This is a genomic window from Undibacterium sp. Ji49W (assembly GCF_049340205.1).
GTDB lineage: Bacteria > Pseudomonadota > Gammaproteobacteria > Burkholderiales > Burkholderiaceae_D > Undibacterium.
This window is the reverse complement of sequence record NZ_JBMPOW010000010.1, coordinates 1-14,476: the sequence shown is the minus strand read 5'-3', so window position 1 is coordinate 14,476 and position 14,476 is coordinate 1. Positions and strand designations below refer to the sequence as shown.

15 protein-coding genes and 1 pseudogene are annotated in these 14,476 nt (G+C 52.4%); 15 read left to right on the top strand and 1 reads right to left on the bottom strand.

Annotated features, from left to right (window positions below; genetic code table 11):
* Position 1: 1 nt before the first annotated feature.
* The 14 genes from ACO0LK_RS13655 (at position 2) to ACO0LK_RS13590 (ending at position 12,935) form a co-directional block, all read left to right on the top strand.
* Positions 2-748, top strand: coding sequence for a glycosyltransferase family 2 protein (locus ACO0LK_RS13655; protein WP_422975915.1), 747 nt, complete (start codon positions 2-4; stop codon positions 746-748).
* The gene (locus ACO0LK_RS13650) at positions 745-1,701 is read left to right on the top strand and encodes an acyltransferase (protein WP_422975913.1); all 957 of its coding nucleotides are present in this window, start codon (positions 745-747) and stop codon (positions 1,699-1,701) included. The genes ACO0LK_RS13655 and ACO0LK_RS13650 overlap by 4 nt, the downstream gene beginning before the upstream one ends.
* Complete coding sequence (locus ACO0LK_RS13645; RefSeq protein WP_422975911.1) at positions 1,688-3,271, top strand: HAL/PAL/TAL family ammonia-lyase; 1,584 nt, start codon at positions 1,688-1,690, stop codon at positions 3,269-3,271. The genes ACO0LK_RS13650 and ACO0LK_RS13645 overlap by 14 nt, the downstream gene beginning before the upstream one ends.
* Positions 3,264-3,698, top strand: a complete 435-nt coding sequence (locus ACO0LK_RS13640) for an acyl-CoA thioesterase (protein ID WP_422975909.1) — start codon at positions 3,264-3,266, stop codon at positions 3,696-3,698. The genes ACO0LK_RS13645 and ACO0LK_RS13640 overlap by 8 nt, the downstream gene beginning before the upstream one ends.
* Before the next feature lie 29 nt (positions 3,699-3,727).
* Positions 3,728-4,309, top strand: a complete 582-nt coding sequence (locus ACO0LK_RS13635; protein WP_422976248.1) for an outer membrane lipoprotein carrier protein LolA — start codon at positions 3,728-3,730, stop codon at positions 4,307-4,309.
* A gap of 67 nt (positions 4,310-4,376) precedes the next feature.
* Entirely contained in the window at positions 4,377-6,779 is a 2,403-nt protein-coding gene (locus ACO0LK_RS13630; protein WP_422975907.1) for an MMPL family transporter, read from the top strand.
* Positions 6,757-7,320: a DUF3261 domain-containing protein gene (locus ACO0LK_RS13625; protein ID WP_422975905.1), complete on the top strand. Its 564-nt coding sequence runs from the start codon at positions 6,757-6,759 to the stop codon at positions 7,318-7,320. The genes ACO0LK_RS13630 and ACO0LK_RS13625 overlap by 23 nt, the downstream gene beginning before the upstream one ends.
* A 13-nt stretch (positions 7,321-7,333) precedes the next feature.
* Positions 7,334-8,524, top strand: a complete 1,191-nt coding sequence (locus tag ACO0LK_RS13620; RefSeq protein ID WP_422975903.1) for a beta-ketoacyl-ACP synthase — start codon at positions 7,334-7,336, stop codon at positions 8,522-8,524.
* Complete coding sequence (locus ACO0LK_RS13615; protein WP_422975901.1) at positions 8,521-9,003, top strand: 3-hydroxylacyl-ACP dehydratase; 483 nt, start codon at positions 8,521-8,523, stop codon at positions 9,001-9,003. The genes ACO0LK_RS13620 and ACO0LK_RS13615 overlap by 4 nt, the downstream gene beginning before the upstream one ends.
* Before the next feature lie 2 nt (positions 9,004-9,005).
* Positions 9,006-9,731, top strand: coding sequence for a 3-oxoacyl-ACP reductase FabG (gene fabG / locus ACO0LK_RS13610; protein WP_422975899.1), 726 nt, complete (start codon positions 9,006-9,008; stop codon positions 9,729-9,731).
* Between the two features lie 14 nt (positions 9,732-9,745).
* Positions 9,746-10,990, top strand: coding sequence for a beta-ketoacyl-ACP synthase (locus ACO0LK_RS13605; protein WP_422975897.1), 1,245 nt, complete (start codon positions 9,746-9,748; stop codon positions 10,988-10,990).
* A gap of 46 nt (positions 10,991-11,036) precedes the next feature.
* On the top strand, positions 11,037-11,486 hold the full coding sequence (locus tag ACO0LK_RS13600; protein ID WP_422975896.1) for an excinuclease ATPase subunit: 450 nt from the start codon (positions 11,037-11,039) through the stop codon (positions 11,484-11,486).
* Positions 11,487-11,654: 168 nt separating this feature from the next.
* Complete coding sequence (locus ACO0LK_RS13595) at positions 11,655-12,275, top strand: hypothetical protein (RefSeq protein WP_422975894.1); 621 nt, start codon at positions 11,655-11,657, stop codon at positions 12,273-12,275.
* Positions 12,276-12,326: 51 nt separating this feature from the next.
* Complete coding sequence (locus ACO0LK_RS13590; protein WP_422975892.1) at positions 12,327-12,935, top strand: 4-phosphopantetheinyl transferase; 609 nt, start codon at positions 12,327-12,329, stop codon at positions 12,933-12,935.
* Here the strand turns inward: ACO0LK_RS13590 and ACO0LK_RS13585 are convergent.
* Entirely contained in the window at positions 12,924-13,775 is an 852-nt protein-coding gene (locus tag ACO0LK_RS13585; RefSeq protein WP_422975890.1) for a polysaccharide deacetylase family protein, read from the bottom strand. The two genes, ACO0LK_RS13590 and ACO0LK_RS13585, sit on opposite strands and share 12 nt — an antisense overlap.
* A 484-nt stretch (positions 13,776-14,259) precedes the next feature.
* On the opposite strand from ACO0LK_RS13585, the pseudogene ACO0LK_RS13580 reads away from it, so the two are divergent.
* Positions 14,260-14,476: pseudogene (locus ACO0LK_RS13580) on the top strand (hypothetical protein); the annotation flags it as partial.

The window sequence follows — 14,476 nt, the reverse complement described above, 5'->3', positions numbered from 1 at the left end:
AGTGTTTAAACCCTGTGTATTGATCCCTGTCTATAACCATGAACATGCCATTACTGCGGTAGTGCATGCCGTCCTGGCGCAGGATGTAGATTGCATACTGGTCGATGACGGCTGTTCGCCAACCTGTGCCACGGTGCTGAATGAGCTGCATACGGCTATCCCGGCGCGGGTCAGCCTGTTGCGTCATGCCAGTAATCAGGGTAAGGGGGCGGCGGTGATGACAGGGTTTGTCCATGCGGCAAAGGCTGGCTACACCCACCTGTTGCAGGTAGATGCCGATGGCCAGCATTGCATCACCGATATTCCACGGTTTCTTGAACAGGCACAGGCCCACCCGCAGGCTATCGTGGTTGGCTACCCTGTCTACGATGAATCAGTTCCGGCGCTGCGCCTGTATGCCCGTTACCTGACACATGTCTGGGTATGGATCAATACCCTGTCGTTTGCGATTCGTGATTCCATGTGCGGTTTCAGGGTCTATCCTATAGCTCCTGTACTGGCGCTGATGGCGAAGCAGGCGCTGGGTAAGCGCATGAATTTTGATACCGATATCCTGGTCAGACTGTATTGGGACGGGGCTGGCATCATCAATCTGCCTACCAGGGTCGCATATCCGACAGACGGCGTTTCGCACTTCCGTGTCTGGCTGGACAATGTGCTGATCACCAAAATGCATACTCAATTATTCTTTGGCATGTTGTGGCGTTTACCGCGTTTGCTGCTGCGTAACTGGCGGGGCCACTTATGACAAAACAGGCTGCTACCGGCAGGCATTGGGCCAGCATGAATGAAGTCAGCTTTGTGGCTGGCATGCGCCTGTTGTTCTGGATTTTTCGTTATTTCGGACGCTGGCCATTCCGCATCGTCCTGTACCCGGTATTGCTGTGGTATGTATTGCTGCACACGGCACCACGCCGTGCATCGCTGGATTATTTGCGACGCATACATGCTTACCGTACGGTACGGCAAGGCTGGCTGGGGGTATTCTGGCATTTTGGTGCGTTTGCCGAAAGCATACTGGATAAAATGTTGCTCTGGGGCGGCCTGTTCAAGACTGAGCAGGTGCAGTATCACGGGCAAGAACAGATGCATGCGCAGTTGCTTACCCGGCGCGGTGCCGTCTTGATATGCTCGCATCAGGGTAATCTGGAAATGTGCCGGGTATTGTCCCGTGATTTCCCGGACGTAAAGTTGACCATACTCGTGCACACCAAACATGCTCAGGCATTCAATCGCATGCTGGGCCAACTTGATCCTCACAGTCAGATGGACTTGTTGCAAGTGACTGAAATGACACCTGCTACCGCCATGCTGCTGGCAGAAAAAATTGCAGAGGGCGGCTTCGTCGTCATTGCCGGTGACCGCATACCGGTGGCACCGCAGCCCAGAGTGGCTTGCGCAAAATTTCTTGGCAAGGATGCCGCTTTCCCGGTAGGCCCTTATGTACTTGCCAGTATTTTGCAATGCCCGGTGTATTTATTGTTTTCACTACAGTTAGAAGGCGTGCCGCAAGTACGCTTCGAGTTGTTGCGTGAATCAGTCAGGCTACCCCGCAAGGCGCGCGACGAATTGTTGCAGGAACTGATTGCTGCCTACGCCGCACGACTGGAACATTATTGTGTGCAGGCACCTTTGCAATGGTTTAATTTTTACGATTTTTGGCATATACCTCATTTGGAACAAACAGATGCATCCCGCTGATCCAACCATCTCAACTATATCAACTATCTCCGGCAGCAAGTCGCGTGTCGTTGCATTTGACCGCAACAGATTGCGTATAGAAGATATTGTAGCTATTGCACAGGGTAAAGCGCAGGCAGTCTTGTCGGCTGACCCTGCCTTTCGGGCGGCGATTGCACGCGGTGCCGATTTCCTCGATCGCCTGTTGCGTGAAGATGGCACCATATATGGCGTCACCACGGGTTATGGCGATTCCTGTACGGTCACGGTGCCGGCAGATCTGGTAGCGGAATTGCCGCATCATCTGTACACCTATCATGGTTGTGGCCTGGGTGAATACCTGACTCCGGCACAGACCCGCGCCGTCATGGCAACGCGTCTGGCTTCGCTGTCGAAAGGTTTCTCGGGCGTCAGTGTGGAATTGCTGGTGCAGATCGCCAGTTTGCTTGAGCATGACTTGTTGCCTATGATTCCATCCGAAGGTTCGGTGGGGGCCAGTGGTGACCTGACTCCCTTGTCTTATCTGGCCGCCGTCCTGTGTGGTGAACGCGAAGTCTGGCGCAAGGGCGAGCATGTAGCGGCTGCACAGGCATTGAGTGACGCTGGCATCACCCCTTTGCGTCTGCGCCCGAAAGAAGGCCTGGCCATCATGAATGGTACAGCGGTCATGACAGCACTGGCCTGCCTGGCCTATGACCGCGCCGCTTACCTGACACAATTGACGACACGTATCACTGCGCTGGCTTCTTTAGCGCTGGATGGCAATGCCCATCATTTTGATGAAGTGCTGTTTTCAGTCAAGCCACATGCAGGCATGCAGGGCGTGGCAGCATGGCTGCGCCATGATTTACCGGCATTGCAGGTCGAACGCAATGGCAAGCGTTTGCAAGACCGTTATTCGATACGCTGTGCGCCTCATGTCATCGGTGTGCTGGCCGATGCCTTGCCATTTTTCCGGCAGTCCATAGAAAATGAATTGAACAGTGCCAATGACAATCCCATCATTGATGCCGAGAATGAACGTGTACTGCATGGCGGCCATTTCTATGGCGGTCATATTGCATTTGCCATGGATGGCATGAAGAATGCCGTCGCCAATCTGGCGGATCTGCTTGACAGGCAAATGGCTCTGCTGGTTGACAGCCGTTACAACCAGGGCTTGCCTGCCAACTTGTCCGGTGTGCAGGGACCACGGGCGGCCATCAATCATGGTCTCAAGGCTTTACAGATCAGTGCTTCGGCCTGGACTGCAGAGGCCTTGAAGCTGACCATGCCGGCCTCGGTGTTTTCACGTTCTACCGAATGCCATAACCAGGACAAGGTCAGCATGGGTACGATAGCCGCCAGGGATTGCCTGCGCGTGCTGGAACTGACCGAACAAGTCGTTGCTGCCTTGCTCATTACCGTGCGCCAGGGTGTATGGCTGCGCCTGCAACTGCATCCTGAATTATCACTTTCACCGGCATTGGCACAGATGATGGATGCACTGGCCACAGATATCGCCCCGATACAGGAAGACCGTCGTCTGGAACCTGATTTACGCCTGATGCTGGAACGCATGCGTCAGCAGGAATGGAGTCTGTATGCGTAAGAATGCCGCCCCCAGCCGTTGGTCTGCCGAAGTCGAGATGCAGGTACAGTTTTTTGACCTGGACCCGATGGAAATAGTTTGGCACGGCAACTATGTCAAATACCTGGAGGTGGCGCGTTGTGCGCTGCTGGACAGTATTCAGTATAACTATGTGCAGATGAAGGAATCGGGCTATGCGTGGCCGGTGATAGACATGCAGTTGCGCTATGTTGCACCCGCCAGCTTTGGACAGAAACTGAAGCTACGTGCCGACATCGTGGAATGGGAAAATCGCTTGAAGATCGATTACCTGATCACCGATGCCGTCAGTGGAAAACGCCTGACCCGCGCCAGCACCACACAAGTCGCGGTAGAAATAAGTAGTGGTGAAATGTGTTTTGTTTCACCATCCGTGTTATTCGAAAAATTGGGAGTGACCCCGGTATGAAACGCATACTTTCCAGCCTGTTTGCGCTGATGGCTGTGGTGTTCACGATTAATGCCAGTGCCACCTCGGTACTGACTACAAAAATCCAGAACACCCTGGCCAAACCTGCTGTCCTGTGTGGCCGCTTTGATCAGACCAAGCAACTTGTGGGCATGAAAAAGCCACTGGCTTCAAATGGCCGGTTTTGCGTGATCAATGGCAAGGGCGTATTGTGGCGCACCTTGCAGCCTTTCCCGAATACCTTGCGGCTGACGCGCGATGAAATTGTTCACATGCAGGGTGACCGCGTTGCCATGCGACTGGATGCGCAAAAAGAACCCATCGTGCGCATGATCAATAGCGTACTTTTTTCCCTGCTGTCTGGTGATCTGGGCAAGCTGGAATCGCTGTTTGAGGTTGATGGCACTGCCGATGCCGGTAGCTGGAAAGTCAGTCTCAAGGCACGCGAAGCAGCGCTGGCCAAGGCCATAGGGCAGATCAGTCTGGATGGTGCAGCATATGTAAAGAACATACATATCGATGAAGCCAGTGGTGATCGTGCTGCCATCATCTTTTCTGATATCAAAACCGGCGAAACGGCAATCACTGCTGAAGAACTGGCAATGTTTTGATGCCCCGGTACCAGACAGAATAACAGGATGCTGCTTTTGCTAAAGCCTCAAAACCAATTGGGATGGAATGGATAAAGTCTTGAAAAACCGGCGTAGCCTGGCCACCGTCCTGGCAATTGCCTGGGCTCTGGTGGTGTGCCTGCTATTGGCACATAACGCCTATTTGTGGCTGGGCAAACGCATCACGCCGGACACCGACATCCTGGCTTTGTTGCCGGTGCAGGAACGCGACCCGGTACTACAGCAATCCTTTGCACATATGGTCGACACCGCCCAGCAAAGGGTGGTGGTATTGATCGGTGCACCTGACTGGGAACAGGCAAAACGCGCTGCGCAGGCCTATAACGCAGTGATCGCCACGCGTACCGATCTGTTGACATCAACTACCATCAATGACCAGACCCAAAGCGACTGGCTGGCAGCTTTTCAAAAGAACAGTCTGGGTTTGCTGACTGCGCAGCAAGAGCAGCAATTGCGCACGCAACCGGCACAATTCTGGACCGATACAGCGCTGGTCAAAATGTATGGTGCTTTTTCCGGCCCCAAGCTAGGTTCTTTTCAGGATGATCCCTTTGGTCTTTTCACTGGCTGGGTACAGGAGAGGGCGCAGGAAACGCCGGTAAGGCCGCGTGATGGCATGCTGTTTGTTGCCGATGCAGAAAACCAGTATGTGTTGCTGCCCATGAGCCTGAAACCAGCGGCATTTTCATTGACCGCACAGGAAGCTGTGCTGCCACTGCTGACCAGGGCTGCTGACGCAGCAAGGCTGGCAACCCCGGCAACGCCAGGCTTGCAGATCATCAGCGCTGGTGTGGTATTGCATGCCGCCGCTGCGGGGCAGCAAGCGAATGCAGAAGTATCGACCATTGGCGTCGGTTCCCTGGCCGGTATCATTTTACTGATGTGGTTCAGTTTTCGTTCACTGAAACCTATCCTGCTGATCCTGATGTCGATAGGCATAGGTTTTCTGGGGGCGATGTCCGTATGCTGGCTGCTGTTTGGCGGTATCCATTTGCTGACACTGGTATTTGGTGCCAGCCTGATTGGGGTGGCGCAGGATTACGGCATTTACTTTTTATGTAACCGCCTGAATGCCGATGCTGAACTCGATTCCCATCAATTGCTGAAGCGCCTGTTGCCTGGCCTGGGCCTGACTTTGCTGGCTGCTGTGATCGGTTACCTGGGCCTGGGTCTGACACCATTCCCCGGCTTGCGACATATGGCAGCATTTTCTGCCCTGGGCCTGATATTCGCCTGGCTGACCGTGGTGTGCTGGTTTCCGCATCTGGTGCGTGGCGGTAGTTTGAAAAGTGGCAAACTGGTGGCCTGGTACAGTGCAGCATTGTGGCATTGGCCGCGCCTGACCATGAAACGCTATGGTATAGGCTTGCTGGTGGGGTTTTCACTGCTGGTGCTGTTTGCCTGTTCCAGACTGGGTGCGAATGACGATATCAGGCTCTTGCAAACGCCACCAAAACAGTTGGTAGCAGACCAGATCAGGCTTGGTAAATTGCTGGATGCACCGACACCAGTGCAGTATTTCCTGGTGCGTGGTGCTTCGACAGAAATGGTGTTGCAACGCGAAGAAATCCTGAAGCGCAAGCTGGAAGCGATGATAGAGAAACACACTATCTCCGGCTATCAGGCGCTGTCCAACTGGGTGCCTTCTGCACAGACACAGGCTGCACGGCGTCAGTTGATAGAAGAAAAACTGCTGGCCGATGGCGGCCCCCTGTCACAACTAGCCATCAAGGTGGATGAAGAGGCGAGCTGGGCGGCCGGTATCCGTACGCATTTACTGCGACCCTCTGAAGGCATGAGCGTAGACAGTTTCCTGAAAACAGCCGCAGGCGAACCCTGGCGCCACCTGTGGCTGGGCCGTATTGGTAATGAATATGCCAGCATTGTCGCCCTGCGTGGTTTGAATTATGCCAACGGTGGTCTGGCATCCCTACAACATACTGCCGATGGTCTGGATGGCGTGCAGTGGGTGGATAAAGTCAGTGAAATTTCTTCGGTATTGGGGCGCTATCGCGTCTATATGGGCTGGGTAGTCTGTGCCGCCTATGTGCTGGTGTTTGCGCTGTTGTGGCCACGCTATCGCCGTCACGCGTGGCGCGTATTGGCACCGACCATGGTCGCCAGCCTGACCACGCTGGCACTGTTTGGACTAACCGGACAAAGCCTGCAATTATTCCATGTGCTGGCGCTGATGCTGCTGTTGGGTGTCGGGGTTGACTATGGCATTTTTATGCAGGAACACGCAGACCGACGCAATGCCACACCCTGGCTGGCGGTGGGTTTGTCAGCAGCGAATACCATTTTGTCCTTCGGTTTGCTGGGCCTGAGCCGTACCCCTGCATTGCAGGCATTTGGACTGACCATGCTCATCGGTACCAGCCTGGTCTGGTTGATCGTGCCGTGTTTTACCTCTTCAGAAAGCCATCATGCGCCACCTGTTCAATCGTAAAATCGTCGGGCTATCTGTGTTGCTGATGTTGGCCATACTGTCTGGGTGCGCCAGTGCGCCACCAGCCACCAAGCAGGCCCGCCTGGGTTTAAAGCTGGCACCTGCCAGTCTGGGTGAAAATTTCAGCGTGCAGCAACATCTGAAGGTGGAACGCAATGGCCGCATCGATGAACTGGATGCCGCGCTGGAAGTGGATGCCGGGCAACTGGAACTGGTAGGTCTGGCTTTTGGTCAGCGTGTGTTAAGTCTCAGCTATGATGGCAAGGAACTCAAATCCTGGCGTCACATGATGCTGCCGGCACAGGTCAGAGCCGAAGATGTGCTGGAAGATATGCAATTGAGTTTGTGGCCAGTACAGGCGATTGCCCAGGCTCTGCCGGCAGGCTGGCGCATTGAAGAACAGGGTTTGCGCCGGACACTGTATCTGGATAATGAACTGGTGACCAGCATAGACTACAGCCGCATGCCGCGCTGGAGCGGCACGGTTGTCCTGAACAATCTGCGTTATCAATATCGCCTGACCATACAGTCGGCACCTTGAAGCTATTTTATTTATGAAGCTGTATTTACATCACTGTGGCGTAGTCTGTGCCCTGGGTGACAATCACCAGGAGATCAGGCGCCGATTGCTGGACGAGGCCAATACCGGCCTGCAGATGACTGATGCCTGGTCGCCAGGACGGGTATTGCCGGTAGGCCAGGTGCGCGCTATCTTGCCCGATATCAGCCATTTGCCGGTGACTATGCGCAGCCGCAATAATCAACTGGCGCTGGCAGCACTGGCACAGATACGTCAGGCGGTTGATGCTGCAATACAGCGCTTTGGCGCTGATCGTGTCGGCATCGTCGTTGGTACCAGTACGTCCGGCATTGCCGGCACAGAGACTGCATTGCGGGCTTATTACGAACATGGCAGCCTGCCAGCGTCGTTTCAGTATGCGGTGCAAGAAATGGGATCACCGGCAGCCATGCTGGCCCATGAACTGGGCACTGGTGGACCAGCCTATACCCATTCCAGCGCCTGTTCTTCCAGTGCCAAGGCGATGGCAAGTGCTGCCCGTCTGATCAGGATGGGTTTGTGTGATGCAGTGGTGACCGGCGGTGTGGATACCCTTTGCGAATTCACCGTGGCCGGTTTTTCTGCGCTCGAATCAGTCAGTACGGAATTCTGTAACCCGCTAAGTGCCAATCGCAAAGGCATCAATATCGGCGAAGGCGCTGCCTTCTTCCTGATGACTGCTGAAGCTGCACCCGGTGCCGTGGCGCTGTGCGGCTGGGGTGAATCGTCGGATGGGCACCACATGTCTGCACCTGACCCCGCTGGTGGTGGTGCCCGTATGGCGATTAACCAGGCCTTGCAGCGTGCCGGTATTGCAGCGTCCGAGGTTGACTATATCAACCTGCATGGTACTGCCACGGTGCAAAATGACGCGATGGAATCACGCGTGATCCAAGACATATTCGGTTCTGCCGTTGCTGTCAGTTCCACCAAGCCATTTACCGGACATGCCCTGGGGGCTGCCGCTGCCATTGAGGCGGCACTATGCTGGCTGGCAATGCAGGATGATAATCCGCAAGGTCTGTTGCCGCCGCATCTGTGGGATGGCATTGCCGATCCACAATTGCCTGCCCTGCATATTGTGGCACCACGGCAGCAGACAGGTAAGCCCTTGCGCTGGATAGTCAGCAATTCTTTTGCTTTTGGCGGATCGAACGCATGCCTGGTGTTGGGGAAAACAGAATGAATCAAACCGACGTAAGTGTATTTCCGCCGGTGTTTCCTCCGGTTCGTAGCCTGGTCCCGCATGATGGCGAGATGGTCTTGCTGGACCGGGTGCTGGCGGCCGATGCCGAAACCCTGACTGCTGAAGTGGCTATCCGGCCAGAAACTCTGTTTTGCAAACCGCAAGGCGTGGATGCCTGGGTCGGTATCGAATACATGGCGCAGGCGATAGCCGCCCATGCTGGCTATCTTGCCAGCCTGGGCAATGAACCGGTGAAGGTCGGTTTTTTGCTGGGAACCCGGCGTTACGATTGCAGCCAGCCGGTATTTGCCACCGGCAGCGTGCTGGAAGTGCAGATACAGCGGGTCTTGCAAGGGGACAATGGATTAGGGGCATTTGAGTGTGCCATCCGTGACCAGGCAAGCGGTGTGTCGCTGGCTGTTGCCACCATCACGGTATTTCAACCGGCTGATGCCAAAGAATTTCTGCAACGGAGTTAGAGATGAGTAAGAGTGTGCTGGTAACCGGATCTTCACGCGGCATAGGCAAGGCCATTGCCTTGCGTCTGGCCCGTGATGGCTACGATATCGTATTGCATTGCCGTACCCAGCGTGAAGAGGCTGAGCTTGTCGCGGCTGAAATTATTGCCATGGGCCGTGCAGCCCGCGTATTGCAGTTTGATATCAGCGAACGGGACAATGCCGCAGCGCTGCTGCTGGCAGATGTGGAAGCACATGGTTGCTATTACGGCGTCGTCTGCAATGCTGGCGTGGCCAGGGATAATGCTTTTCCGGCCATGTCGGGCGAAGACTGGGATATTGTCCTCAATACCAATCTGGACGGTTTTTATAATGTGCTCAATCCTCTGGTCATGCCCATGGTACAGCGCCGCAAACCGGGCCGCATCGTTACCATGGCTTCAGTGTCTGGCCTGGTGGGCAATCGTGGCCAGGTCAACTATAGCGCCGCCAAGGCGGGTATCATCGGTGCCAGCAAGGCACTGGCCGTAGAATTGGCCAAGCGTGCCATCACCGTCAACTGTGTGGCACCAGGCTTGATAGAAACCGACATGATCAGCGAAGTACCACTGGAAGAAGCCTTGAAAATGATACCTGCACGTCGTGTCGGCAAGCCGGAAGAGGTGGCCGCCGTCGTCAGTTTTCTCATGCATGAAGATGCCGCTTATGTGACACGACAGGTGATATCGGTTAATGGAGGTATGGCATGAGTTTGGGTATGAGTATGAGCATTAATCGACAGAATCGCCGCGTCGTCGTGACCGGCATGGCTGGCATCAGCCCTTTGGGTAATGACTGGCCGGCTATCCGCAAGCAATTGGGTGAATTCCGCAATGCCGTTGTGCGCATGCAGGAATGGAGCGACTATGATGGCCTGAATACACAGTTGGGCGTACCGGCTGCGCCATTTGAACTGAATGAACGCTACCACCGCAAAGCCACCCGCAGCATGGGTAGAGTCGCCCTGATGGCAACCCGCGCCAGCGAAATGGCATTGATCGATGCAGGCTTGCTGGATGACCCCTTGCTGACCAGCGGGAAGATGGGAATCTCTTTCGGTTCATCGGCAGGCACGCCCAGTGCCATCGGGGATTTTGGCCGCATGATGGAAGAACGTACCACCAAAGGCATCAATGCGACCACCTATATCAAAATGATGGCACATACGGCACCAGTCAATATCGGCGTGTTTTTTGGTTTGACCGGTCGTGTGATCACGACTTCATCCGCCTGCACTTCAGGTAGCCAGGGCATAGGCTATGCCTATGAAGCTATACGCAGCGGCAAGCAAATTGCCATGATTGCCGGTGGTGCCGAAGAATTATGTGCCACCGAAGCAGCCGTGTTTGACACCCTGTTTGCCACCAGCGTGCGTAACGACAATCCGCAAGATACACCACGCCCCTTTGATGCCGGTCGTGATGGTCTGGTGATAGGTGAGGGGGCCGGCAGCCTGATACTGGAAGAGCTGGAACATGCACAGGCACGTGGTGCAAGAATTTATGCAGAACTGGTCGGTTTTGGTACCAACAGTGACGGCTGCCATGTGACGCAACCGAATGCAGAAACCATGAAGATCGCCATGCAACTGGCACTGGAAGATGCGCAATTGCAGCCGTCCGATATCGCCTATGTCAATGCACATGGTACCGGTACGCAACAGGGTGATATTGCCGAAACCCAGGCCACTGCCCAGGTGTTTGGCAATGCCATACCCATCAGTTCACTGAAAAGCTATATGGGACATACCCTTGGTGCATGCGGCGCACTGGAAGCCTGGATCAGCATAGAAATGATGCGTGAAGGCTGGTTCGCCCCCACCATCAATTTGCAGGAGCTTGATCCGCAATGCGCAGAACTGGATTACATCACAGGCGAGGGCAGGGCCATTGATTGCGAATACGTCATGTCGAACAATTTCGCATTTGGCGGCATCAATACCTCTTTGATTTTCAAAAAATATGCGTGATAGTCACGTGTGCTGATAGCGTGTTTTTTTAACCGGGAGATGGAACATGAAAAAATTGCTTTCTACTGTAATTGCACTGACCACATTGGCTGGATTTGCATTGCCGGCTGTGGCTGCTGACAATGTAGTGATGTTGCCTATCGCAACCGCGATGGCCACCAATAATGCGCAGTACAGACTGGGCGACAAGGTCAAATATTATTTTGGCTCGCAGGCTACGCCGCCCGTGCTGAAAAAAATCCTCAACGATCAGACAAATAAAAAAACAAATGCCCTGAACAAGTCGACGGAGCAGGCTTGCAACTGGGTATTCCTGTCTGCCATGTTGCAACTGAAAAAGCGCGCTGAAAGTTCGGGCGCCAACGCTGTGGTCAATATCGTCAGCAACTATGACAATGTTGAAAAATCGAGTGAAACAGAATTTGAATGCCATGTGAATGCCTTGATGGCTGGCGTTGTTCTCAAGGCAGATTTTGTGAAGATTGATGATAAATAAAAAGTATTGTAATTTTATTCTCACATGCGTTATCTTTGTGGATGTTGAAATTATTTAAATATTTGATTAACGTATTTCAGTTGTGATCCAGACTTATTCATCCTGAAATGATGTTGTGAATTACAAATTACGTATTAGTCGAAGACTCTTTAATATTGGAAAAACCATATGAGTATCTGGAAAAAAATTCTACCCGTGGCGATGGTGTCGGTTCTTTTGCTGTCAGGATGTGCCTCAAGAAAGAAACCCGAAATAACTTTTTTTACTGATCCGGATATAGGCACTATTGCGACAAGAGGTGTAGGAGAGAGTTTATTAAGGCAGGGAATGGGGCAATTGGAGCCATCACTCGTTATTGCACAAGATGAGTTGATTGGTGCTATTCCTTTACTCAAAGGTGAGTATCCATTCGATGCAGAAAATGCGACACGCATTAAGTTTGTGAAAGATAAAAAAGAAGTTTATCTATATAAGGCCGAAAATAAAATTTGCTTTAGTAAAGAGCAATGTGCAGATATCAAATATTCACTCAATAACAAGGTTATAAAAAAATCAGGGACTATCTCTCAACAAACTTTATTTTATAACGGAAAAATAGGAAATCGAATCACGCTTGCATACAGAGAGTTTTTTAATGACAATGCGCGACCAGCCTATAACAACGAAGTAACGTACGATTTGGGTGAGTCGTCGATACTTGGTTATAAGGGCGCGCGCATAGAAATAATCAAAGCAACAAATACTGAAATCACTTATAAAATTTTGTCAGGCTTTGATCAAGGTAATTAAATTTAAAAATAGCCAAGTCACTTGGTAATGTCAGTCGCTAAGATCTGGCTTGTGGATAGTTCCCTTATCGAAGATAGGGAACTGGCTTGCTATACATCATGGCTTGGTCCAACGGAATTACAGCGTTACCAGCGCTTTGTCAGATCAGAGCGTCAGCGGCAATTTCTGCTTGGACGCATTTTGTTGCGTCACAGTCTGAGCCAATTGCTGGACGTACCTGTCAGTGTGCTGCAATTGACCGAGCGTCCGGGCAATGCGCCGCAACTGGATTTTCCGGTTTGTCCTGATCTTGGCTTCAGCCTTTCGCATAGCGGCAACTGGGTTGCCTGCGCGCTCAGTGCCAGCACCAGGCTCGGTCTGGATATTGAATTGTTGAACCCTGATCGCGATTTTCCTGCATTGGCATTACATGCATTTGATGCCGCTGATGCGGTTGAAAATGCCTGGTTGCAGCAACAGGATGTTGGCAATCGTATGCATGATTTTTATCGGCTATGGACTAGCAGGGAAGCACGTATAAAACTTAATGCTAAACTCAATATGGAAAATGCAGAATGCCTGCACTTTCCACATCCAGAATTGTCCATCACGCTGTGCAGTGCAGGGCAGCTAACATCTCCACCGCAACTTTTGCACATTGATCTTCTGTCAGCGGAATAAACTCCAGAACCAGTTCCATATACCCGGCAACTCTGGCGGATTGCTGGCGTCTTTCACTACCCTCGCCAGGGCGGCCCGTTCCAGTTCTTCACGGTTATCGTAAAATGGTTTTTCACTGGTGGGGATGTCCAGCTCTTTGGCGACATCCAGCAGAATGTCCAGATACTCTTCCAGATGACTGGCAGTGTAAGAATTGATATCGTGAAAAGTCACGACGATGGGCGTTACCCCATCCACAACAGGCATCTCGTTGTTGCACCAGTGCGGGCGTGCTGCCAACAACAGCTTGCGCATGTTGCGGTGCTTGGTCAGGCTGAAATTGATGCCGTAAATAATGCCGTCATTGGCACTTAAATCCGTCAACAGCATTTGTAAGCCATGGCTATGATAGGTATCCAGCGTGCGTGCATCATAGTTCCAGAACGGTGGCCGCACCAGCTTGGGAGCAATACCCGTGATACCGGTCAGATCAGCAATGCCTGATGCCAGTGAAGCATTAAACTCATCCTCTTTCAGATAGCGGTGGTTGGAGTGCCGTGGCGTCGCAGTATGAAAGGCCAGTAAATGACCTTCTTCCACTTCATGTTTCAACAGGCTGCGGCCGTACTCGGTTCCACCGCCATTGACCGCGCGTGTCTGGGTAAAGAAGATCGCCTTGATATCTGACTGATACGGGTTTTTCGACAAAGTCCGCAATACTGTTTCTGTCGGATTGTCTGGCTGCACGGCACTGGGGCCGTCATCAAAGGTCAGCAGATAACGAATCGGCGCAGGATTGCCCACACAGGTATCGGCCGCTGAAGAGGGATTATAAAAACCAGCCAACAGCAGAGCCAGCAAGCAGGGGGTAGCGAATTGCCTGTTACAGAAGGTAAACAAAGTCGGAATGCCGTTTGGGGTAGAAGGCCCGTATTGTATCTGCCCTCCCGGAATTTTTCTTGTCCTTCCTGCTGACGTCCATGATTGACAAGCCCTTGTAATGGTGGCGATGACTGCCAGGTAAATACAATTATTTCCATGTGGAAATAACGGAAAGATAAGCCTTAGCGCCAGACCTTGTTTCTGTTTTCCTTGTGCCTGATCTGATGACCTCTTAAACAACAGAAAAAGCTCGCAAAAGGGGTTTAATTTACCAGTCCTGGCCTGAAAACGTTGAGATCACTATCGCGATAATGTAAATTCTTGATCAAGTCTTTAGCAGGAAGAGTATTTGTGATTCGAATCACAGGTAAATCAGGATTGACGTGTTAATCTTGCGTCGCTAAAATTTGTAATATTGTGTAACTATTGTAATTTAACATTTTTAAATTAATCAGAGATATTCATGGCCAACCCCGCTGCAGACATCCAAAAGCTTTACATCGCTTATTTCAACCGTCCAGCGGACCCATTGGGCCTGGCATACTGGACAGCATCCAACCTGTCCCTCAAAGACATCGCGCAAAGCTTCTCCGTTCAGAAAGAATACGCAGACACGTATGCCAACCTGACCACAGCGCAAACCGTCAACACCATCTACAAAAACCTGTTCGGCCACGAAG